Source organism: Pseudomonadaceae bacterium SI-3 (assembly GCA_004010935.1).
GTDB lineage: Bacteria > Pseudomonadota > Gammaproteobacteria > Pseudomonadales > Pseudomonadaceae > Stutzerimonas.
Genome location: CP026511.1, coordinates 3,891,184 through 3,910,673 on the forward strand (window position 1 = coordinate 3,891,184; position 19,490 = coordinate 3,910,673).

Consider the following 19,490-nt stretch of genomic DNA (forward strand, 5'->3'; position numbering starts at 1 on the left):
CGGATGGATTTAGCACGTTACGCCATCTGCAAACCGGTCAACATTTGGGTGCTGGTCCTGATCTGCCTGGTCGGGGGCGTCGTCGCGTTCTTCGAAATGGGCCGGCTGGAAGATCCCGAATTCACCATCAAAGAAGCCATCGTCACGGTGCAGTATCCCGGCGCGACCGCACTCGAAGTCGAGCAGGAAGTGACCGAACCCCTGGAAAGTGCCATCCAGGAGCTTTCCGAGGTCAAGCAGATCCGCTCGCGCTCGATGATCGGCCTGGCGGAAATCCGTGTCGAAATTCAGGACCGTTACTCGGGTGAGCAGCTCGATCAGATCTGGGACCAGCTGCGCAGCAAGGTCGAAGATGCTCGACAACAGCTGCCTCCCGGCCTGGACCCACCGCTGGTTAACGACGACTTTGGCGATGTCTACGGCATCTTCTTTGCTCTGACCGGTGAAGGCCTGACGCTGGAAGAGCTGCATGAAGTCGCCAAGGACCTGCGCCGCGGGCTGATCACGGCGGACGGCGTTGGCCAGGTCGAACTGGCCGGCGTGCGTGAAGAGCGAATTCTGGTGGAAGTCGATCAGGCGCGCCTGGCCGCACTGAAGCTGTCTCCACAAGAGCTGGTTGCGGCGCTGACCGATGCCGACGCAGCGGTGGAAGCCGGCGGCGTGCGGGCCGGCGAATTCTTCGTCCACATCCGCCCGACCGGCGCGTTCGACTCCCTGGATGCGCTACGTGCGTTGCCAGTGGGCCAAGGCCAGCAAAGCGTCGACCTGGGCTCCATCGCCACCTTGAAACGCGAATACGCCGAACGCCCACGCCAGATCATCCGCCACAACGGTGAGCCGGCATTGACCCTCGGCGTCAGCGGTGTGTCGGGCAGCAACATCGTCGAAGTCGGTCGTAGCGTCGAGGCGAAGCTGGAGTCCATGCAGTACCTGATGCCGCTGGGCGCCGAACTGCATCCGTTGTATCAGCAGCACAGCATCGTCAACGAGTCGGTCAACAGCTTCGCGCTCAACGTCTTCCTGTCGGTGGCCATCGTCGTCGGCGTGCTGTGCCTGGCCATGGGTGTACGCGCCGGCGCGATCATCGGCGCCGTGCTGTTTCTTACCGTGCTCGGCACGCTGCTGCTCATGTGGATCGGGGGGATCGAGCTGGAACGCATCTCCCTCGGCGCGCTGATCATCGCCATGGGCATGCTGGTGGACAATGCCGTAGTGGTCTGCGACGGCATGCTGATCGAGAAACAGCGCGGCAAAAGCATTCTCGAAGCCTCTCGCAAGACGCTGCAGCAGACACAGTGGTCGCTGCTGGGCGCGACCATCATCGGCATCCTGGCCTTTGCCGGGATCGGCCTGTCGCAGGACACCACCGGTGAATTCCTCTTCTCGCTGTTCTTCGTCATCGCCGCGTCGCTGCTGCTCAGCTGGCTGCTGGCACTGCTGGTGGTGCCGCTGTTCGGGCACTACCTGCTCGAGCGCAAGGGCGATAAAGAGGACGATGACACCGACCCGGACGATGCCTACAGCGGGCCGATCTACAACCGCTACCGCCGTATCGCCGGTGGAGTGCTGGGTCGCCCCTGGCTGACACTGGGCATCTTAGTTGTACTCACGGTCCTCAGCGTGCTGGGCTTCAGCCGCGTGCCGCAGAGCTTCTTTCCGCCGTCGAGCACACCGATCTTCTACGTGAACCTGTTCCTACCGCAGGGCACGCATATTCGCGAGACCAGCCGCACCGCCGAAGATGTCGAGGCCTACCTGAAACAGCTGGACGGCGTAACCGATGTGTCGACCTTTGTTGGCGCAGGTGCGTCGCGCTTCATGCTCACCTACGCGCCGGAACAGCCTAACCCTGCGCTGATGCACTTTCTGGTACGCACCGAGAATGCCGAGGTGATCGCCGATCTGGTTCGCGAGGTGAACCAGACACTGCCGGGCCGCTATCCTTCTACCGACGCCGCCGCCGCGCAATTCATGTTCGGCCCTAACGCCGAAGCCAAGCTCGAAGCGCGGATCAGTGGCCCCGACATTGACGAGCTGCGCCGGTTGTCGGCGGAGGGCCAGCGAATCCTTCAGGAGCAGGGTCAGGTCTTCAACATCCGCGATGACTGGCGCTCGCCCGTTCCGGTGCTGCGTCCGCGGCTGGCCCTGGACCGCCTGGCCGATGCGGGGCTGACCCGTCAACAGGTGGCGCAGGCGCTGTCGGTGGCCAGCGAGGGCCAGCAGGTCAGCGTGTTCCGCGATCAGGACGAGCTGATCCCGATCCTCCTGCGCGCTACGCCAGAGGATCGCGTCGAACCGGGTGATCTCCTGCAACGGCTGATCTGGAGCCCGGCCACCCGCAACTATGTGCCCCTGGCCCAGGTTGCGGACGGCGTTGAGGCTACGACCGAGGAGTCGATGATTCGCCGTTACGGCCGCGAACGGACCATTGCGGTCCGTGCTGAACCGCGCGACGGCGAGAACACCAACGTCGCCTTCGAGCGCATTCGTCCGTTGATCGAAGACATCGAACTGCCGATCGGCTATTCGCTGGAATGGGGCGGCGACCACGAACAGTCGTCCGATGCCCAGCAGGCGCTGGCCAGCACGCTCGCGGTGCCCTATCTGGCGATGGTGCTGGTCACGGTGCTGCTGTTTGCCAAGGTCCGCCAGCCCATGATGATCTGGCTGGTGGTGCCGATGGCGCTGTGCGGCGTCACGCTCGGGCTGCTGGTAACCGGACAGCCGTTCGGCTTCATGGCCCTGCTCGGCCTGCTCAGCCTGACGGGCATGCTGATCAAGAACGCCGTGGTGCTGGTGGACGAGATCGACCGGCAGATAGAAGCCGAGGTCCCTCGGCTCACGGCCATCATCGAAGCCTCCGCTTCGCGCCTGCGACCGGTGATGATGGCGGCCGGCACCACGGTGCTGGGCATGGTGCCGCTGCTGTTCGACCCCTTCTTCGCCAACATGGCCGTGACCATCATGGGCGGGCTGGGCTTCGCCACCCTGCTCACATTGCTGGCGGTACCCTGCCTGTACCTGCTGTTCATGCGCGTCAAATCGGAGGAAACCTAATGCCGATCCGATTGCCCCGCACGCCGCTGGTCTGGGCACTGGCTTTGGCCCTTGGCGCCTGCTCCAGCGTACCGGAGCGCCCGGCGCCCGACGTGCCGGATAGCTGGTTCCATGCGGTCCGCCAACAGCCAGCCGATGCCGAGGCGCTTGCCGACTGGTGGCAGCGATTCGACGATCCAGTGCTGACAAGGCTCGTGCGCCAGGCGCTGGAGAACAACCGCGACATCCGCCTGGCCATGCTGCGCGTCGACACCGCACGTGCGCAGTTGCGGCAGGCCCGCGCGGGACTCTTCCCCACCTTCGACCTGCCTGGCTCAGCCAGCCGCCAGTGGATCGAGAACAGCAACGAGCAGAACCCCAACAGCCCCATTGGCCAATTTATTCCAGATGAAGACGTGATCACCTTCGATAACTGGGAACTGGCGCTACAGGCCAGCTGGGAGCTGGATATCTTCGGCGCCACCCGCGCGCGAACCGAAAGTGCGCGCCAGCAGATCCGATCCGCCCAGGCCCAGGCCATTGCAGCCCGGCTGGCGGTCGCCTCGAGCATGGCGCAGGGCTACATGCAACTGCGCGCCCTTGAGGGGCAACGCGCGCTTTTGGTTGAGGGGATCGAGCTGGCGAAAGGCCTCGAACACATCGCCCGCCGACTGTTCGAGGCGGGCGAGGTCACCCGGCTGGATGTCGAATCCAGCGCCGCTGAGCGTGCCTCGCTGCAGGCGGATCTGGACGAACTGGGAATCAACCTGGCCGAGGCGAGGCTGGCTCTGGATACGCTGCTCGCCGAGCCACCGGGAAGCATCGCCCGGCGGCTAACAGCCGACGCCAAGGTTCCGCTGGCAGACAAACCCATCCCGCCCGGGCAGCCGCTAGACCTGCTGCGAAGACGCCCGGACTTGATTGCCGAAGCGGCGCAACTGCAGGCTGCTCAACTGCAATCGTTGGCCGCCCGCCGCGACCTGTTCCCGACACTTGCCTTGCAGGCAGCAGTCGGCCGCTCCGGGCTGGCCTTGGGCGATGCCTTTTCCACCGCCTCGAATTTCGCCCGCCTCGGTGCGACTTTCGGCCTGCCCTTTCTCGACTACCGCCGGCGCGGTGCGGCGATCGACCTGGCCGATGCAGAGGGCGAGAGCGCCTACCTGGGTTTCCAGCAGGCACTGGCCCAGGCACTGGAGGACGTGGAGCGCTCACTGGTGCGCATCGATGGGCAACAACGCCGCCTTGACTCGCTGCGCACCACCCTCCGCCATCGTGCCTACGCCTATGAGCTGGCGCAGAAGAGCTATCGACTGGGCGAGGCGAACCTCAACGAGGTGCTCGATGCCCAGCGCGGTTCGCTACAGGCTCGCCAGCAGGCGTTGCAAGGCCGAACCGCCCTGGCAACTGCGCAGGTGGCTTTGTTCGTGGCATTGGGTGGCGGCTGGGAGATGAAGCCGAGCGCGGTGTCGGATGCAGACAACACGAGCGAAGCGCCGGAGCAGCCGGAGCAGCCGGAGCATTCGGAGCAGTAGTTCTGCGACTGCCCTAGAGTGAACGCCGGGCGATGATCGCGAGCAAGCTCGCTCCTACGAAAAGCGGACCGCCGACCAGCCTTGCGAACCTCAGCGCCCGGAACGCCTTCGCTCTGTAGGAGCCAGCTTGCTGGCGATCAGGACTCGCACAGGCAGCGAGCATCCGGGGGAACGCCGGGCGACGATCGCGAGCAGCTCGCTTCTACGACAAGCGGACCGCCGACCAGCCTTGCGATCCTCAGCGCCCGGAACGCCTTCGCTCTGTAGGAGCCAGCTTGCTGGCGATCAGGACTCGCACAGGCAGCGAGCATCCGGGGGGAACGCCGGGCGATGATCGCGAGCAAGCTCGCTCCTACGAAAAGCGGACCGCCGACCAGCCTTGCGATCCTCAGCGCCCGGAACGCCCTCGCTCTGTAGGAGCCAGCTTGCTGGCGATCAGGACTCGCACAGGCAGCGAGCATCCGGGGGAACGCCGGGCGATGATCGCGAGCAAGCTCGGTCCTACGAAAAGCGGACCGCCGACCATCCTTGCGAGCCTCTGCGCCCGGAACGCCCTCGCTCTGTAGGAGCCAGCTTGCTGGCGATCAGGACTAGTACAGGCAGCGAGCATCCGGGGGGAACGCCGGGCGATGGTCGCGAGCAAGCTCGCTTCTACGACAAGCGGACCGCCGACCAGCCTTGCGATCCTCAGCGCCCGGAACGCCTTCGCTCTGTAGGAGCCAGCTTGCTGGCGATCCCGACGCTCATAGGCAGCTAGCATCACGCGGACACTGAACAGTGATCGCTCCAAGGAGGGACGCCCGAATAGCGTCCCTCCGTGTCTTAGATCAAGCCCCGCCAGGCGCCGCTCAGTTACGCATCCAGGGCGGCGTGGGCGGCTCGTCGCTGGGCTCGTCCGTTGCGTTGCGCAGGGCTTCCTTGCGCGCCTGATCGGCCAGGGTCGCCTTGATTTCCCGCATCACGGCATCCAGATCCGCCGCGTCTTCCGGCTCGGCGAATTCCCCGGTCAGTTCGGACTCAGGCGTGAGCTTGCCGTCTTCGTACAGCGCCCACATTTCCTTGGCGTAGCGGGTGAACTTGAGCTCGGGCGCGAACTGCCCGAAGTAGGCGGACATGTTGCCAACGTCCCTTTCGAGCATCTCAAAGGCGTGGTTGTTACCCGCCGCATCGACTGCCTGAGGCAGGTCGATGATCACTGGCCCATGCTCATCAAGCAGCACGTTGAACTCGGAGAGGTCGCCATGCACCAGCCCGGCGCAGAGCATTTTGACCACTTCATGGATCATGAAGGCATGAAATTCCCGCGCATCGTCGGGGTGCAGGTCGACGTCGTTGAGACGTGGCGCGGCATCGCCGTCTTCGCCGGAGATCATCTCCATCAGCAGCACACCATCGAGAAAGTCATACGGTTTGGGCACACGCACGCCCGCATCCGCCAGCCTGAACAAGGCGGCCACTTCAGCGTTCTGCCAGTTTTCTTCCTTCTCCTTGCGCCCATGCTTGGAGCCCTTGGCCATGGCGCGAGCATCGCGGCTGCTTCGAACCTTGCGGCCTTCCTGGTATTTGACGGCCTGTCTGAAGCTGCGGTTGTTGGCTTCCTTGTAGACCTTGGCGCAACGTAGCTCATCACCACAGCGCACTACATAAACCGCTGCTTCCTTGCCGCTCATCAGCGGGCGCAGCACTTCGTCGATCAGCCCATCCTCGACCAACGGCTCGAGTCGTTTTGGCGTTTTCATCAGCGGCTTACAGACCCTATTTGACTATGCAGATCTGCAGGTTACGGCAATCACGAACGGGCTTCCATGCTCGCCCGCAAGTTTGAAAGCGTACTGTGGATTGGCATCAGAGCCGGCCAGGGCGGACAATCGCGCTCATTCACCCAGGGAGCACTGCAATGCTCGATTTCGACCACTGCTGGCAAGCGCTCTGCGATCGCGATCCGAGCTTCGATGGGCGCTTCGTGTTTGCCGTGCATTCGACCCGAATCTTTTGCCGTCCGAGCTGCCCGGCACGTCGTCCCCGGCGCGAGGGTGTCAGCTTTTTCAGCCACATCCACGAGGCCGAGGCCGCCGGATTCCGCGCGTGCAAACGCTGTTCGCCTCAAGGCAAGAGCCTCGCCGAACAGCTCGATGAGCTGGTAGTCGCCGCCTGCCGCCTGCTGGATGAGAGCGTCGAACCGATGACCCTGGAGCAACTGGCTGCCCGTATCGGCCTGTCATCGTCGCATCTGGCACGCGCATTCAAGGCGCGAACCGGCCTGACACCGCGCGCCTGGGCCGCAGCGCGCCGACGAGAGCGATTGGAGATGCAGCTGCCGGATGCCGAGTCAGTGCTTGGCGCAGCCTTGGACGCCGGCTACGGCAGCACGCGCGGCGCCTATCAGCACACCGTCGCGATCAGCCCGGCCCAGCGCCGACGCAAAGGTGCCGGCGAAACCCTGCGCTATGCCACCAGCCCGTGCCCCTTGGGGCTGCTGCTGGTGGCGGCCAGCGAGAAGGGAATATGCGCACTGTTGTTCGGAGATGAACGGCAGGCGTTACTTGAAGAACTGCGCTCCCGTTTCTCGGCAGCAGATCTGCTGCCCGATCAGGCTGGGCTCGGCGAATGGCTGCGTTCGATCATCACCCAGCTGGAAGAGCCCACCCGCGCCGCGCAGCTGCCGCTGGACCTGCGTGGTACTGCATTCCAGCAACAAGTCTGGCAGGCGTTGCGGAGCATTCCGCCGGGCGAGACCCGACGTTACGGTGAGCTGGCAGCAAGCCTTGGCAGTCATGCGCGCGCTGTAGCCCGTGCCTGCGCCAGCAACCCGGTGGGGTTGCTGGTGCCTTGTCATCGCGTGGTGGGCGCCAACCAGGCACTGACCGGTTACCGCTGGGGTGTCGAGCGAAAAGCCGCCCTGCTCGACTCGGAGCGTGATGAATCGGGAGCCTGAGAGCGATTTAGCGGTCGGATGCTTCACATGCCACCGCAAAGAGCCCAGCCATGACCGAACTGAAACGCTACCGCATCCATTACCTGATCAATGGCGAACCTGCCTCGCTGACAATGAGCGCCTTCGAAGCGCCCGCCATCGAGCAAGCCGAACTGGAGATCCTGCTGCACCACGTCAAAGAGCCCCGCGCCAGCGTCGACGCGCCCTGGGAAATTCCGGAACGCGCCAGCGAGCACAGCCGCATGGCCGAACTGGGCGTCAGCGATATCCAGATCGAAGAAGAATTACACCGCTGACGCACTGCCACGCACCCACTGAAGGAGAGCCAGCCTTGCCCTTGATCGACACCCACACCCATCTCGACTTCGATCCCTTCGACGGGGACCGCGGTGAGGTGCTAGCCCGCTGCGCCACGGCTGGAGTCGAGCGCGTACTGGTGCTTGGCGTGCATCAGGCGAACTGGGACAGGGTCTGGCAGATGGCATTGAACGAGCCAGCCGTCTATGCCGCGCTGGGTCTGCATCCAGTGTTCCTGCAGGATCACCGACCGGAGCATATCGACGCGCTGCGCGACTGGCTGCAGCGCTTGCGCGGCGAAGACAAGCTCTGCGCCATCGGTGAGATCGGCCTCGACTATTACATCGAGAACCCGAACAAGGATCGCCAGCAAGAGCTGCTCGAAGCACAGTTCGACTTGGCCAACGAATTCGAACTGCCGGTACTGCTTCACGTTCGCCGCGCCCACGCGCCGATGATCGCCACCTTGAAGCGCTACAGGCTCAAGCGCACCGGCATCGCACATGCCTTCAGCGGCAGTTGGGAAGAAGCGCGGGAGTACATCAAGCTCGGCTACAAGCTCGGCCTGGGCGGCGCCGGTACTTGGCCCCAGGCGCACCGCATGCACCGTGTGCTGCAGCAACTGCCACTCGAGAGCATAGTCCTGGAAACCGACGCCCCGGACATCACACCCCACAGCCACGCCGGTCAACGCAATAGCCCGGAATTCCTCCCGGACATCTGCCGAGAGCTGGCCGAACTGCGCGGCATTAGCCCAGAGGAGCTGGCAGACGCCAGCTATCGGAATAGTTGTGAGGTGTTTGGCTGGAAGTGATCGCGCTCAGTCCAGGCCCGCTCTACCCAACATCACTGCCTAGGCACAACGCCGACAAGCGACTGGGCGCAACTTAACAAGCGGCAGGATCAGACGCGGAACGCGCCGATCAATTGCTGCAGGCGTCCAACCAGTTCGGTGAGCTCGCGGCTCGCCTGCTCGGTATGGCCGGCGCCTTCCGCGGTGCGCTGCCCAGCCTCGTTGATCGCGACAATGTTGCGATCAATGTCATGAGCAACGGCGGTCTGTTGCTCGGCGGCCGCGGCGATCTGGTGATTCTGGTCAACGATGACACCGACCGCACCAAGGATATTTTCAAGTGCCTGCTGAACCTGGGCCGACTGGCTGACCGTTTGTTCAGCCATCGAGTGGCTGGAGTGCATGGTCTTGACCGCCGCACCGACGCCGCCCTGCAGGCGACCAATCATCTGCTCGATTTCTTCGGTGGACTGTTGGGTGCGCTTGGCCAGACTGCGCACTTCATCAGCCACAACAGCGAAGCCGCGGCCCTGCTCGCCTGCGCGTGCCGCCTCGATCGCCGCGTTGAGCGCCAGCAGGTTGGTCTGCTCGGCCACGCCCTTGATGACATCCAATACCTGGCTGATGGCTTTGCTGTCGCTTGCCAGCTGATTGATCACACTGACCGATTGTTCGATCTCGGCGGCCAGCAGGCCGATGCCGCTCACCTGCGCCTCGACCAGGGTGCGACCGCTGACGGTTTCCTCATTGACACTCTGAGCGCTGCCCACTGCGGCTTCAGCGCTGGTGGCCACTTCCTGCGCGGTCGCCGACATCTCGTTCATAGCCGTAGCGACCTGTTCGATCTGTCCGCGCTGCTCGGACACCGTCTGGTTGCTCTCGCCAGAGACGGTTTCCACGCGCGAAGCCTGACGCTCCACTTCGCCCACTGTATGTCCGACGCGCTCGATAAGCTCGCGGATTTTCGACACCGTCTCGTTGAACACCTGACCCAGCTCGCCCAGCTCGTCGCGGCTTTGCACCTTGAAACGTGCTGTCATATCCCCTGCCGCCACTCGGTCCATGGTGGCACCGAGGCTGCGCAGCGATGCGCGGGTAGACATGTAGAACGCGCTGTAGAGGTAGACGATCAGTACAAACACCACTGCCAGTGCGGCCAGCAGCAGCACCATCAGTAATTGCTTCTGCTCCAGGCGCTGCTCGAGCTGGTCATCCAGGAACGCGAGGATGGCGTTGTTGAGCGCATAGGTTTTCGCCATCTCGGCGCTGATCAGGTCGTAGAAATTTTCCCAGGGCTGATCCAGCGCCTCGGCCATAATCACCTGGTCTTGGAAGATATCGCTGCTGGACTGCAGAGAGTCGCGGCTCGCCTTTGCCTGTGTATCAAGTTGGCTCTGGGCGGCGGGGCTGCTGCCCAGCACGTCATGCAGTTGGGCACCGTATTGCGCTTGCTGCTTCTCCAGCTCGAGCAGCAGGTCGTCCAGTTTGTTGCTGGCATCGGAGTTCAAATAGCCCTGACCAAAGGTGTAGGAGCCCACCGCCCGACCTTCACCGAGCGCAGCGGTGATGGTCGGCGTCGCCGAGGTCAGAAGCTCAGAGAGTAAGCGGACATCACGCTGACTGTCCTGACTCAAGCCCGACTGGCTGGCGATCAGCTTGATCATGACCTGCGCCTTGGCCAACACCGCCCGCGCCATAGCGGCTTTTGCTTGCAAGGACTGCTGCGACTGAGCCTCACGCAGTGCAGCGTCGAGCTCATCCCGGCGCGCTTCGAATTCGGCGACCTGCTCAGGGTTATCGCTGACCGGCGTCAGGTTCTGCATTCGCGCGGCAAGTTCTCGTTCGGCATTGGCCAGTCGGGTTATCAGCGCCTGCACTTCACCGGTCTGCCCGATAATGCCTTCGATCTCGACCAGATCTTTCCAGTCTTCCATTTCCCGGCGTAGCTGCAAGGCCGTGCCCAGCAGTTCCAGGCTGCGCAACTCAGTGCGGGTGCCGACGAACTCCTCGTAGGAGTCGCGCACCAGATAGAAATTGGTCAGCAGCATGGGGACGAAAAACAGAACGCTGATCAGGCTGAACTTCATGCCGAAGCTCAGACGGTTCATCAGGGCGATGGCCGGATACAACAGACTTTTCAAAAGACGTCTCCCAATTTTTTGTTGTATTGCCATCAGCGTCGAGACTGCGGCAGGGCTCGTCAGAGAAGGGTGCGAGAAAACTTATACGGGATATCGGACGGTGCTTATGTAACTTAAGGTAATGGCAGAGTGACACCCCGACAACTGGCAGAAGACACGCCGATTCCGGCATATCCACCGCACTTATGCGGAGCGCCTATTGTGCGGCGTATCTCTACCGAGCGCTGAGCGGCATCGATTCGCTAGAGGAGCAGAATCCAGAGTGCGATTGCCGCGTACCAGAGGATGCGAGCACGCACGAGCAAGGCGGCGAGACTGTCGAGGCGCCCGATGCCCGCCTGCCCGGCGTAGGGTTCGTCCAGGTCAGCCGCCACTGGGCCGACCTCGGCCAAGAGCTGCCGAGCAGGAACACCCCAGTGCAACAAATCAGCCAGCATGGCGCGATTAGCCGCAACGAAATTGCCGACCAAGCCGAAGCTGGCCAGCAGCACTCGCACCGGTAGCCAGTCGAAGGCATGCCTGAACTGGCCCGCCCGCTCGCGTATGGCCTCGGCCTTGGCGTGCTCGATGGTCAACGCAAGCAGCCGATAGGCGAGCGCCGCCACGGGACCAAGCAGTACGTACCAGAAGATCACGGCAAAGAAGCCTTGATGGCTGCGCCAGAGCAGCTGTGCTTCCACGGCACGTAATAGGCCCGGCGCATCCGTCGCGCTAAGCCCTAGGTCACGCTCGGCGACCAGTGCTGCAGCTTCGTCATCGCCACGACGCCAGGCATCGCGGAACGGCCCGAGCTCACGCTTGCCCTGGCCTCGACCCAGACTGTAAAGCAGCACCAGCAGGTGCAAGGGCAGGCTTAGCCAGCCATAGGCCAGCGGCTCGAGCGCCATCAACAACAGGCCAAGCAACAGCACCGGCAGCAGCACCAGAATGGCCAGACTTAGCCATGGACCGCGCCTCGACTCCGTGCCGCCCTCGACGCGCTCCAGCAGGCGCAGCCAGGGTCCGTCATCCTGCACCGCACGCCGCCAATCGGTTAGCTTATCGATGACCAGGGCCAAGAACACCACGAGAAAAATCATCTATCGAATCCTGTCAGGGCAGTTCAGGCAACGATCGAGGCCGTGCGCAAACGTTGCCAATCAAATGCGGGACCGGGGTCGGTCTTGCGTCCCGGCGCGATATCGCTATGGCCACAGACGCGCTCCGGCGTGATCGCCGGATAGGCCTGCTGAAGCAGGCGACACAGTGAGATCAGGCTGTCGTACTGGGCTTCGCTGAACAGCGTTTCATCAGTGCCCTCCAGCTCGACCCCAATGGAGAAGTCGTTGCAACTTTGCCGGTCACCGAAACAGGAAACACCGGCGTGCCAGGCGCGCTCCAGACAAGAGACGAACTGAGTGATCGCGCCATCACGTTCGATCAGAAAGTGCGCTGACACCTGCAGGTTCGCTATTTCTTCGAAGAAGGGATGCTCGTTGCACGGCAGACAGTTCTGAAAAAACTGTTGGACTTTCCCGGTCCCGAACTGGCCAGGCGGCAGGCTGATGTTGTGGATGACCAGCAGCGAAATCTCGCCATCCGGACGCTGGTTGAAGTTGGGCGAAGGGCAATGGCGTACACCTCGGCACCATCCTGTCGCATGATCCAGCTGCATCACGGCGAAACCTGGTTGAACTGCGGGTCTGAAGGCTAGCGCCTGCAACCACCCTGCTGCAAGCAGTCAGACTATCGCAACTCCATCGACTGCTGAGGACCGGCGCGCTTCTCATCACGGCGCGAGGCCAGGCGATCGGCCAGCCGGGTTGGCTCGGGCAACCGATAGCGGGTGACGTAACGCATGACTAATTGCGGTGCGGTTTCCAGGCTGACCCGGTTGCCCGGTGAAATGATCAGCGGACGCACCTTGTCCTTGCTGCGTAGAACCGTGCCGATCACCTTTCCGCCCTTGTCCAACAGATCGACCTGATTGCCGCGCTGCTCGCCGAGCGGCTGATGAAGCCCGGTGAGGATTTTTTTCGCCACGCCGATGGTCGGTAGGCCGGTAACTACCCCCAGATGAGCAGCAATACCAAGCCCCCGCGGATGCGCAATGCCATGCCCATCGGAAAAAATCAGATCGGGCGTCTGATCGAGGGAGTCGAGCGCCTGCAGCACGGCAGGCAGTTCGCGAAACGACAGTAGCCCCGGAATGTAAGGCATACAAGTCGGTATCCGCGCCAGCGACTGCGCCAGCGGTTCGAGGGTTTCGGCATCGAGAAGCACGACCGCAGCACGGGTGATCCTGCCGCCGTCCTCGAAGCCCACATCGACGCCGGCGACCAGCTTTAAGGGACCGAAGTCATCGGTCAAAACAACCTTCTTGGCCAGCTGATTCTGGATCTCGCGCGCGGCACTGGTGCTTCCATCCCAGCCGCAGAGTTCGGCACGTGTTTGCGGTGTGTGTGCAGTCATGGTGGCCCTCTTCTGCCTGTTCAGACGGTCAACCGAAGGTACGGTTCCACGATCCATTCATGGATTGGGACTGGACAGTCACGCGAAAAAATAAGACGCTCCCGCCGGACTGCGGCATTTTTACCCTGCTTTACCCCAAACAATAACAATCGGAACAGCCTGATCTCGCATGCTCACCGCCCCTCCCTTGAAACGTATCAGTATTCTGGCAACAGACGGTGTGTTCGCCTCCACCCTGCTCCATGCCAAGGACTTCTTCCACATGGCCAGCCTGCGCTACGGCAAGCAGCTGGGACTCGATCTCAACCCCGCGTTCGAGACGTCATTGGTCAGCCCGGACGGGCTGTCGGTCAGTACATTCAGCGGCCCACGCATTGAAGTGGATGGAGCCCTGGATGAGGCAGACGCCGTGATCCTACCGGCATTCTGGGGTGACTTTGACGCTATCTGCCAGCGCTACCCGCAGGTTTCGCCCTGGTTACAGGAGCGGCATGCGGCCGGCAGCGCGATCTGCGGCGAGGCCAGCGGGGCCTTCTGGATGGCTGCTGCGGGGTTGCTTGACGGCCGTGAGGGCACCACTCACTGGCGTTTCGCCCATGAATTCGTCGAACGGTTTCCGCGCGTGTTGTTCACTCAGGAAAAGCACCTGACCGACAGCGACAATCTTTACTGTGCAGGCGGCACCACGTCAGCCTGCGACCTCTATATCCATCTGGTCGAGCGCTACTGCGGCGCCCATATCGCTCAAGGCATGGCGCGGGACATCCTGTTCGAGGTCCGGCGCAACTACAATCCGGGCCGAATAGGCTTCGGCGGACAGAAGCTTCACCTGGACACCCGGGTTTTGCAGATCCAGGAATGGCTTGAGGAGCATTTCGCGGAGAAATTTCGGTTCGAAGATGTGGCGCGCGATCACGGCATGAGTATTCGCAATTTCATGCGCCGGTTCCAGACGGCCACTGGCGACAAGCCGCTGCACTATCTCCAGCGATTACGCATCGAAACGGCAAAGACGCTGCTTTCCACGACCCGAAAAAGCATCAAGACCATCAGCTACGAAGTGGGTTACGACGACGCGAGCTTCTTCGCCCGCCTGTTCCGCCAGCACACCGAACTGTCGCCGAATCAGTATCGACAGCAGTATCGCCATAAAAGCGCCTGACCCATAAAACACAAACGGCAAGTCGTGCGAGAAGCAGACTTGCCGCGTGCGTCGCATGGGCGTTATCAGGGCTTGTGCGGGCGCGACAGATATTCGTGGGATTGCATCTCCAGCAGACGACTCAGGGTCCGCTGGAATTCGAACTCGAGCCGGCCGCCTGCATACAGGTCTTTCAACTCAACCTCGGCCGACAGGATCAGCTTGACGTTGCGGTCGTAGAACTCGTCAACCATGTTGATGAACCGACGTGCCATGTCGTCCTTGGAAACGTCCATCCGCTCGATGTTGGAAACCAGCACTGCATCGAAAATCTTGCCCAGCTCGATGTAGTCGTTCTGGCTGCGCGGACCGTCGCAGAGTTCACGGAACTCGAACCAGGCCACGCCACTGGCAACCTTGCGCGCAACGATCTCGCGGTTCTCGATCATCAAGGGTTCGTTTTCCTGAACCCGGCACTTCTCCGGCAGCAAGCTGCGGAAGCTCTTTTCCAGACTCTGCTCCGCCTCGGCATCCAGCGGGAAGTGGTAGAGCTCGGCCTGTTCGAGCGCACGTAGACGGTAATCGATACCGCTGTCGACGTTGACGATCTCGGTGTGCTTCTTCAACAACTCGATCGCTGGCAGAAAGCGCGCACGTTGCAGGCCATCCTTGTAGAGCCCGTCCGGCACAATGTTGGACGTTGCGACCAGGCTGACGCCATTCTTGAAAAGCTCTTCCAGCAAGGTCGCAAGGATCATCGCGTCAGTGATATCCGACACGAAGAATTCGTCGAAACAGATCACCCGCGACTCATCCGCAAAGCGTTTGCCGATGATGGTCAGCGGGTTCTTCTCACCCTTGAGCGTGCGCATCTCTTCGTGCACGCGCTTCATGAAACGGTGAAAGTGCGTACGGGTCTTTCGCTCAATGGGCAGCGCGTCGAAGAAGGTGTCGACCAGATAGGTCTTGCCGCGGCCAACGCCGCCCCAGAAATACAGGCCTTTCACAGGCTCCTGGTGTTTCTTGCCGAACAGCTTGCCAAGCAGCCCGGACTTGTTGCGGTCGTCTGCGACCAGATCGTCATACAGACGCTGCAGATGTCGCACCGCGGTTTCCTGGGCGGCATCGTGGAAAAAGTCAGGACGTTTCAGATCTTCCTGATAGCGCTCAAGAGGGGTCATGGCGGGTTCTGGGTAGTGAAACGGGGCCGACACTTTAGCCGCGCCCTGGGTGGTTGGCAATTTACTCAGGTCGTTCAATTGCTGGAGCCTCGTATGAGATCAGCAGGGAAGCGCTGACCACGATCGGCGCATCCGGTGCGGGAGTTACGCAGCAAGCGTCGCCAATGCCTGGCGCAGACGCAGCATGGCTGCTTCCAAAGCCTGCTCATCGGCGTAGCTGGGGCTGTCAGCGATGCAATCGCCGTCTAGCCACAGGGTAAATTGATTGTCTTCATCGGCTCGGAGTTCCAGGGCATCCACGCCCTGCGCGATCAGGCGCTGACTCAGCGCACCAATCGCCTTGGGATCGCTGAACGGCCGTGACAACAGCAACTCTTCTCCATCGGCGGCAAAAAAACGGAAACGGAAGCTACCGTCAGTTTCGCGGAAGCTGGCGAAGCGAGCGGCCTTGCCACCTTTTTTCTTCACCGGCGCGGCTCTAGCCACTTCGCTGCGGAAATTCCGCAGCCCCACCGATTCCCGCAATTCGCCTAGGAATGGCGTTGCGACCTTGCGCGCCTTGTCGGCACCTGCCTGCAGGATATCCTCCAGATCTCCCGGGCGCTGCATCAGGGTGTGGTAGCGCTCTCGCGCCTCGCCCAGCTCGCGATCGAGCAGGTCGAACAAGCGCTGCTTGGCCTCGCCCCAGGCCAGACCGTTGGCCAGCTCGGCGCGGAACTCGGCCAGTTGCGCCGGGGTGGCAAATGCCTGGTAGATGGTGAACAGGTGGGAGTCGTCTGGATTCTTAGGCTCACCGGGCAGCCGGGAGTCGGTGACAATGCGCGCGATGGTGCTTTTCAGCTCTTTAGCGCTGGCGAACAGCGGAATGGTGTTGTCGTAGCTCTTGGACATCTTGCGTCCATCAAGGCCAGGCAGTGTTGCCACGCTTTCCTCGATCACCGCAGCGGGAAGGGTGAACAGCTCTTTGCCCTTGCCAAACAGGTGATTGAAGCGCTGGGCAATGTCACGTGCCATTTCCACATGCTGAATCTGATCGCGCCCGACCGGCACCTTGTGTGCATTGAACATGAGGATATCGGCCGCCATCAGCACCGGATAGCTGAACAAGCCCATCGTAATGCCCGCGTCAGGGTCTTCACCGAGTTCGACGTTCTTGTCTACCGACGCCTTGTAAGCGTGAGCACGGTTCAGCAGGCCCTTGCCCGCGACGCAGGTCAACAGCCAGGTCAGTTCGGGTATCTCGGGAATATCGGACTGGCGGTAGAAGGTCACCCGATCCGCATCCAGGCCACAGGCCAGCCAGGTTGCAGCAATTTCCAGACGCGACTGCTGGATGCGCAGCGGGTCGTCGCATTTGATTAGCGCGTGGTAATCGGCGAGAAAGTAGAAGGAGTCGGCATCCGCCTCCCGGCTGGCCAAGATGGCCGGGCGGATGGCGCCGGCGTAATTGCCCAGATGAGGCGTGCCGGTGGTGGTGATACCGGTGAGAATTCGGGTTTTCATACGTTGATCTCGATTCGGTCGACGCCAGCGGCAAACCTGCTGGCGTTCCGTTGAAAATGGAGCGAGCCACGGCCAGTTTGAGTGATCGTGCAGCACGTGCGGCGACTAGCTCACCGCTAGCCCAATCGCGGCGCGACCAGCTCTTTCAGCTCTACCAGCTTGCCGTGAAAAAAGTGGCCGCATTCTGCCACTTTCAGCAATTCATGGGGATGCTGAAGTCCGGCGGAAAATGCATGTACCGACGCTGGCTCGATGACCTCATCATCGTCGGGCTGGATGATGGTCAACTTGCAGCGTTTAGCCAATGGCTGATCAACAAGACGCGAAACCGCGGGCGCGACCAGAACCAGTCTTTCCAACGCTTCGCCTCGGGCTTCGAGCCGCCCCGCTAGCGCCGCCGCAACGAAGCCACCGAAGGAAAAACCCAACAATGTCAGCGGCAATCCTGGGTGCTGCGCCTGAAACCAGCGCAGCGCGGCCTCGGCGTCGTCGACTTCGCCGGTGTGCATGTCATGGTGCCCAGCACTGCCGCCAACCCCACGAAAGTTGAACCGAAGCGTCGCATAACCCGCGTCGCGAGCCGTGCGCTGCAAGGTCGACACCACCTTATTGAGCATGGTCCCACCCTTGACCGGGTTGGGATGACAGATCAGCGCCAGTCCGCACGCTTCGGGCTGATCGAAATGCAGGCCCTCCAGCACGCCGGCCGGACCCTCTACGGATATGGGGTTTTCGCGTTTCAACAAAGTAACTCCGTGACCTTGGGGCTAATTGGCTCGTCTTGCTTACACCCTGCGCGGTGATCGCCATAGCGTGTTGCGGTATACAGGGCAGGAACGAGACGTTAACGTATCAAGCCGTGGAAAAACCACCGCATCAGGCGGTGCGCCCGCGCATAGCAGCTGCGTCCCGGCCCGACAGTCGCCCTGCCCGACCGCCAGCGCAAGGTTTCGCTGCTGAACAGCACAGCCGTTTTTATAGAGGAAGTATTCGTGGAACAGACCTTCGCGACCTGGTTGCTCCCGATCGTCGGCGTGATCGTCGGCATCGTCATTGGTTACCTGATTGCGCGAAACAGCGCGCCGAATAGCACACAGCGCCAGGTGGACGAACTGCAAGAGCGCCTGGACACCTATCAAAGCGAAGTGGTGACCCATTTCAATACCACGGCAAGCTTGTTGCGCAAGCTGACTAACAGCTATCAGGACATGCAGGATCACCTATCAGAAGGCGCGGACAAGCTGGCGCTTGACGAGCAGACTCGCCAGCGCCTGCAAGCGGCGCTGCATAGCGAGGAGAATCATAGCCACCGTGAGCGCCTCAGCTCGCCGACGTTCACCGAGCCGCCGAAGGATTACGCGCCCAAAGACGCGGATGTACCCGGCACGCTGCATGAAAACTTCGGCCTGAAAAGCAAGCACTGAGCCTGACTGGCGGCACTTTGGTGCCGCCTCGTGTTGAGTTATTGCGTTAGACGCATGGACAGGTCAACTGCACGCACATGCTTGGTCAACGCGCCGATGGAAATATAGTCCACGCCGGTCTCGGCAATCGCACGCAGCGTACCGTCATCAATCCCTCCCGACGCCTCCAGTTTCGCCCGCCCCGCCGTAATGCCCACCGCGGTGCGCATGTCCGCCAGACTCAACTCATCAAGCATTACCACATCAGCACCTGCGCGTAGAGCTTGCTCCAGCTCGTCAAGACTCTCCACTTCGACCTCTACCGGCTTGCCCGGAGCGATGCGGTGTGCGGCTGCGACGGCTTCCGCGATACCACCGCAGGCAGCGATGTGGTTTTCCTTAATCAGAAAGGCGTCGTACAGGCCGATTCGATGGTTATGGCAACCGCCACAAGTTACGGCGTACTTCTGCGCCAGACGCAACCCGGGAATAGTCTTGCGCGTGTCGAGCAGCCGCACACCAATGCCTTCGACGAGATCGGCGTAATGTCGGCAACGGGTCGCAACCCCCGACAACGTCTGCAGGAAATTCAACGCCGCGCGCTCGCCAGTTAGCAGCGCACGTGCAGGGCCCTCCAGTTGAAACAGTACACGGTCCGCCGCCACCTGTTCGCCATCGACCACCCGCCAATGCACAGCCACCCGCGGGTCCAGCTGCCGGAACACCGCGTCGACCCAAGCCGTACCACTGATAACGGCCGCCTCGCGAGTGATGATCACCGCTTGGGCGAGCCGCTCTGCAGGGATCAACTGCGCGGTGATATCGCCGGCGCCAATATCCTCCATCAGCGCCTTGCGTACATTGGTTTCGATTTCGGCGGACAGGTCTGCAAGAGTGATATTGGTCACGGTGGGCTCCCAGATAATTCAGCAAAGTATAAAGCTTGCGCTGGTCATGACGCATGAACCGAACCGGATGAAACGTCATGTGGCTCTTGGCGCCCTCGGCATTTTCCGACCACCTGTAGGAAACACGCGAGTATCTGTGAGCTGCTTCATGTCCAAAACAAAACCGCGC

Annotated in this window: 17 protein-coding genes; 7 read left to right on the forward strand and 10 right to left on the reverse strand. The window is 61.9% G+C overall.

Going from position 1 to position 19,490, the window contains the following annotated elements:
* Positions 1 to 3: 3 nt before the first annotated feature.
* Both C1896_18220 and C1896_18225 read left to right on the forward strand, forming a co-directional pair.
* Positions 4 to 3,057, forward strand: coding sequence for an MFS transporter (locus C1896_18220; GenBank protein AZZ46679.1), 3,054 nt, complete (start codon positions 4 to 6; stop codon positions 3,055 to 3,057).
* On the forward strand, positions 3,057 to 4,568 hold the full coding sequence (locus tag C1896_18225) for an RND transporter (protein ID AZZ46680.1): 1,512 nt from the start codon (positions 3,057 to 3,059) through the stop codon (positions 4,566 to 4,568). The genes C1896_18220 and C1896_18225 overlap by 1 nt, the downstream gene beginning before the upstream one ends.
* A gap of 388 nt (positions 4,569 to 4,956) precedes the next feature.
* On the opposite strand, the gene C1896_18230 is transcribed toward C1896_18225, so the two are convergent.
* Both C1896_18230 and C1896_18235 read right to left on the reverse strand, forming a co-directional pair.
* Complete coding sequence (locus C1896_18230; GenBank protein ID AZZ46681.1) at positions 4,957 to 5,328, reverse strand: hypothetical protein; 372 nt, start codon at positions 5,326 to 5,328, stop codon at positions 4,957 to 4,959.
* Positions 5,329 to 5,416: 88 nt separating this feature from the next.
* Entirely contained in the window at positions 5,417 to 6,307 is an 891-nt protein-coding gene (locus C1896_18235) for a serine protein kinase RIO (GenBank protein AZZ46682.1), read from the reverse strand.
* Between the two features lie 158 nt (positions 6,308 to 6,465).
* Between C1896_18235 and C1896_18240 the strand changes: the two genes are divergently transcribed.
* Genes C1896_18240 through C1896_18250 form a run of 3 tightly spaced genes read left to right on the forward strand, consistent with a single transcriptional unit; the run spans position 6,466 to position 8,614 of the window.
* Positions 6,466 to 7,503: a bifunctional DNA-binding transcriptional regulator/O6-methylguanine-DNA methyltransferase Ada gene (locus C1896_18240; GenBank protein AZZ46683.1), complete on the forward strand. Its 1,038-nt coding sequence runs from the start codon at positions 6,466 to 6,468 to the stop codon at positions 7,501 to 7,503.
* A 50-nt stretch (positions 7,504 to 7,553) separates the two neighbouring features.
* Positions 7,554 to 7,799, forward strand: coding sequence for a hypothetical protein (locus C1896_18245; protein AZZ46684.1), 246 nt, complete (start codon positions 7,554 to 7,556; stop codon positions 7,797 to 7,799).
* A 35-nt stretch (positions 7,800 to 7,834) separates the two neighbouring features.
* Positions 7,835 to 8,614, forward strand: coding sequence for a TatD family deoxyribonuclease (locus C1896_18250; GenBank protein ID AZZ46685.1), 780 nt, complete (start codon positions 7,835 to 7,837; stop codon positions 8,612 to 8,614).
* Positions 8,615 to 8,703: 89 nt separating this feature from the next.
* Here the strand turns inward: C1896_18250 and C1896_18255 are convergent, their stop codons facing one another.
* The 4 genes from C1896_18255 to C1896_18270 all read right to left on the reverse strand — a co-directional run bounded on the left by C1896_18255 (position 8,704) and on the right by C1896_18270 (position 13,185).
* Entirely contained in the window at positions 8,704 to 10,734 is a 2,031-nt protein-coding gene (locus C1896_18255; GenBank protein ID AZZ46686.1) for a methyl-accepting chemotaxis protein, read from the reverse strand.
* Between the two features lie 242 nt (positions 10,735 to 10,976).
* A complete protein-coding gene (locus tag C1896_18260; GenBank protein AZZ46687.1) occupies positions 10,977 to 11,813 on the reverse strand; it encodes a hypothetical protein in 837 nt (278 codons plus the stop codon).
* Between the two features lie 23 nt (positions 11,814 to 11,836).
* Positions 11,837 to 12,388, reverse strand: coding sequence for a 1,6-anhydro-N-acetylmuramyl-L-alanine amidase AmpD (locus C1896_18265; GenBank protein AZZ46688.1), 552 nt, complete (start codon positions 12,386 to 12,388; stop codon positions 11,837 to 11,839).
* A 71-nt stretch (positions 12,389 to 12,459) separates the two neighbouring features.
* A complete protein-coding gene (locus tag C1896_18270; protein AZZ46689.1) occupies positions 12,460 to 13,185 on the reverse strand; it encodes a deoxyribonuclease V in 726 nt (241 codons plus the stop codon).
* Between the two features lie 169 nt (positions 13,186 to 13,354).
* Between C1896_18270 and C1896_18275 the strand changes: the two genes are divergently transcribed.
* On the forward strand, positions 13,355 to 14,347 hold the full coding sequence (locus tag C1896_18275; protein AZZ46690.1) for a GlxA family transcriptional regulator: 993 nt from the start codon (positions 13,355 to 13,357) through the stop codon (positions 14,345 to 14,347).
* 65 nt (positions 14,348 to 14,412) lie between these two features.
* Here C1896_18275 and C1896_18280 read toward each other — a convergent pair whose 3' ends face one another.
* The 3 genes from C1896_18280 to C1896_18290 form a co-directional block, all read right to left on the reverse strand.
* Positions 14,413 to 15,507, reverse strand: a complete 1,095-nt coding sequence (locus tag C1896_18280; GenBank protein ID AZZ46691.1) for a cell division protein ZapE — start codon at positions 15,505 to 15,507, stop codon at positions 14,413 to 14,415.
* A gap of 144 nt (positions 15,508 to 15,651) precedes the next feature.
* Positions 15,652 to 17,010: a tryptophan--tRNA ligase gene (locus C1896_18285; protein ID AZZ46692.1), complete on the reverse strand. Its 1,359-nt coding sequence runs from the start codon at positions 17,008 to 17,010 to the stop codon at positions 15,652 to 15,654.
* 116 nt (positions 17,011 to 17,126) lie between these two features.
* Positions 17,127 to 17,756, reverse strand: coding sequence for an alpha/beta hydrolase (locus C1896_18290; protein AZZ46693.1), 630 nt, complete (start codon positions 17,754 to 17,756; stop codon positions 17,127 to 17,129).
* 246 nt (positions 17,757 to 18,002) lie between these two features.
* Here C1896_18290 and C1896_18295 point away from each other — a divergent pair, with 246 nt between their 5' ends.
* Positions 18,003 to 18,434: a DUF1043 domain-containing protein gene (locus C1896_18295; protein ID AZZ46694.1), complete on the forward strand. Its 432-nt coding sequence runs from the start codon at positions 18,003 to 18,005 to the stop codon at positions 18,432 to 18,434.
* Between the two features lie 38 nt (positions 18,435 to 18,472).
* On the opposite strand, the gene C1896_18300 is transcribed toward C1896_18295, so the two are convergent.
* Complete coding sequence (locus C1896_18300) at positions 18,473 to 19,321, reverse strand: nicotinate-nucleotide diphosphorylase (carboxylating) (GenBank protein AZZ46695.1); 849 nt, start codon at positions 19,319 to 19,321, stop codon at positions 18,473 to 18,475.
* Positions 19,322 to 19,490: the final 169 nt, after the last annotated feature.

Bases quoted from the DNA above. Each gene is read 5' to 3' on its own strand.
- C1896_18220 (AZZ46679.1), top strand. From the start codon at position 4: ATGGATTTAGCACGTTACGCCATCTGCAAACCGGTCAACATTTGGGTG.
- C1896_18225 (AZZ46680.1), top strand. From the start codon at position 3,057: ATGCCGATCCGATTGCCCCGCACGCCGCTGGTCTGGGCACTGGCTTTG.
- C1896_18230 (AZZ46681.1), bottom strand. From the start codon at position 5,328: ATGCTAGCTGCCTATGAGCGTCGGGATCGCCAGCAAGCTGGCTCCTAC.
- C1896_18235 (AZZ46682.1), bottom strand. From the start codon at position 6,307: ATGAAAACGCCAAAACGACTCGAGCCGTTGGTCGAGGATGGGCTGATC.
- C1896_18240 (AZZ46683.1), top strand. From the start codon at position 6,466: ATGCTCGATTTCGACCACTGCTGGCAAGCGCTCTGCGATCGCGATCCG.
- C1896_18245 (AZZ46684.1), top strand. From the start codon at position 7,554: ATGACCGAACTGAAACGCTACCGCATCCATTACCTGATCAATGGCGAA.
- C1896_18260 (AZZ46687.1), bottom strand. From the start codon at position 11,813: ATGATTTTTCTCGTGGTGTTCTTGGCCCTGGTCATCGATAAGCTAACC.
- C1896_18265 (AZZ46688.1), bottom strand. From the start codon at position 12,388: ATGCAGCTGGATCATGCGACAGGATGGTGCCGAGGTGTACGCCATTGC.
- C1896_18270 (AZZ46689.1), bottom strand. From the start codon at position 13,185: ATGACTGCACACACACCGCAAACACGTGCCGAACTCTGCGGCTGGGAT.
- C1896_18275 (AZZ46690.1), top strand. From the start codon at position 13,355: ATGCTCACCGCCCCTCCCTTGAAACGTATCAGTATTCTGGCAACAGAC.
- C1896_18280 (AZZ46691.1), bottom strand. From the start codon at position 15,507: ATGACCCCTCTTGAGCGCTATCAGGAAGATCTGAAACGTCCTGACTTT.
- C1896_18285 (AZZ46692.1), bottom strand. From the start codon at position 17,010: ATGAAAACCCGAATTCTCACCGGTATCACCACCACCGGCACGCCTCAT.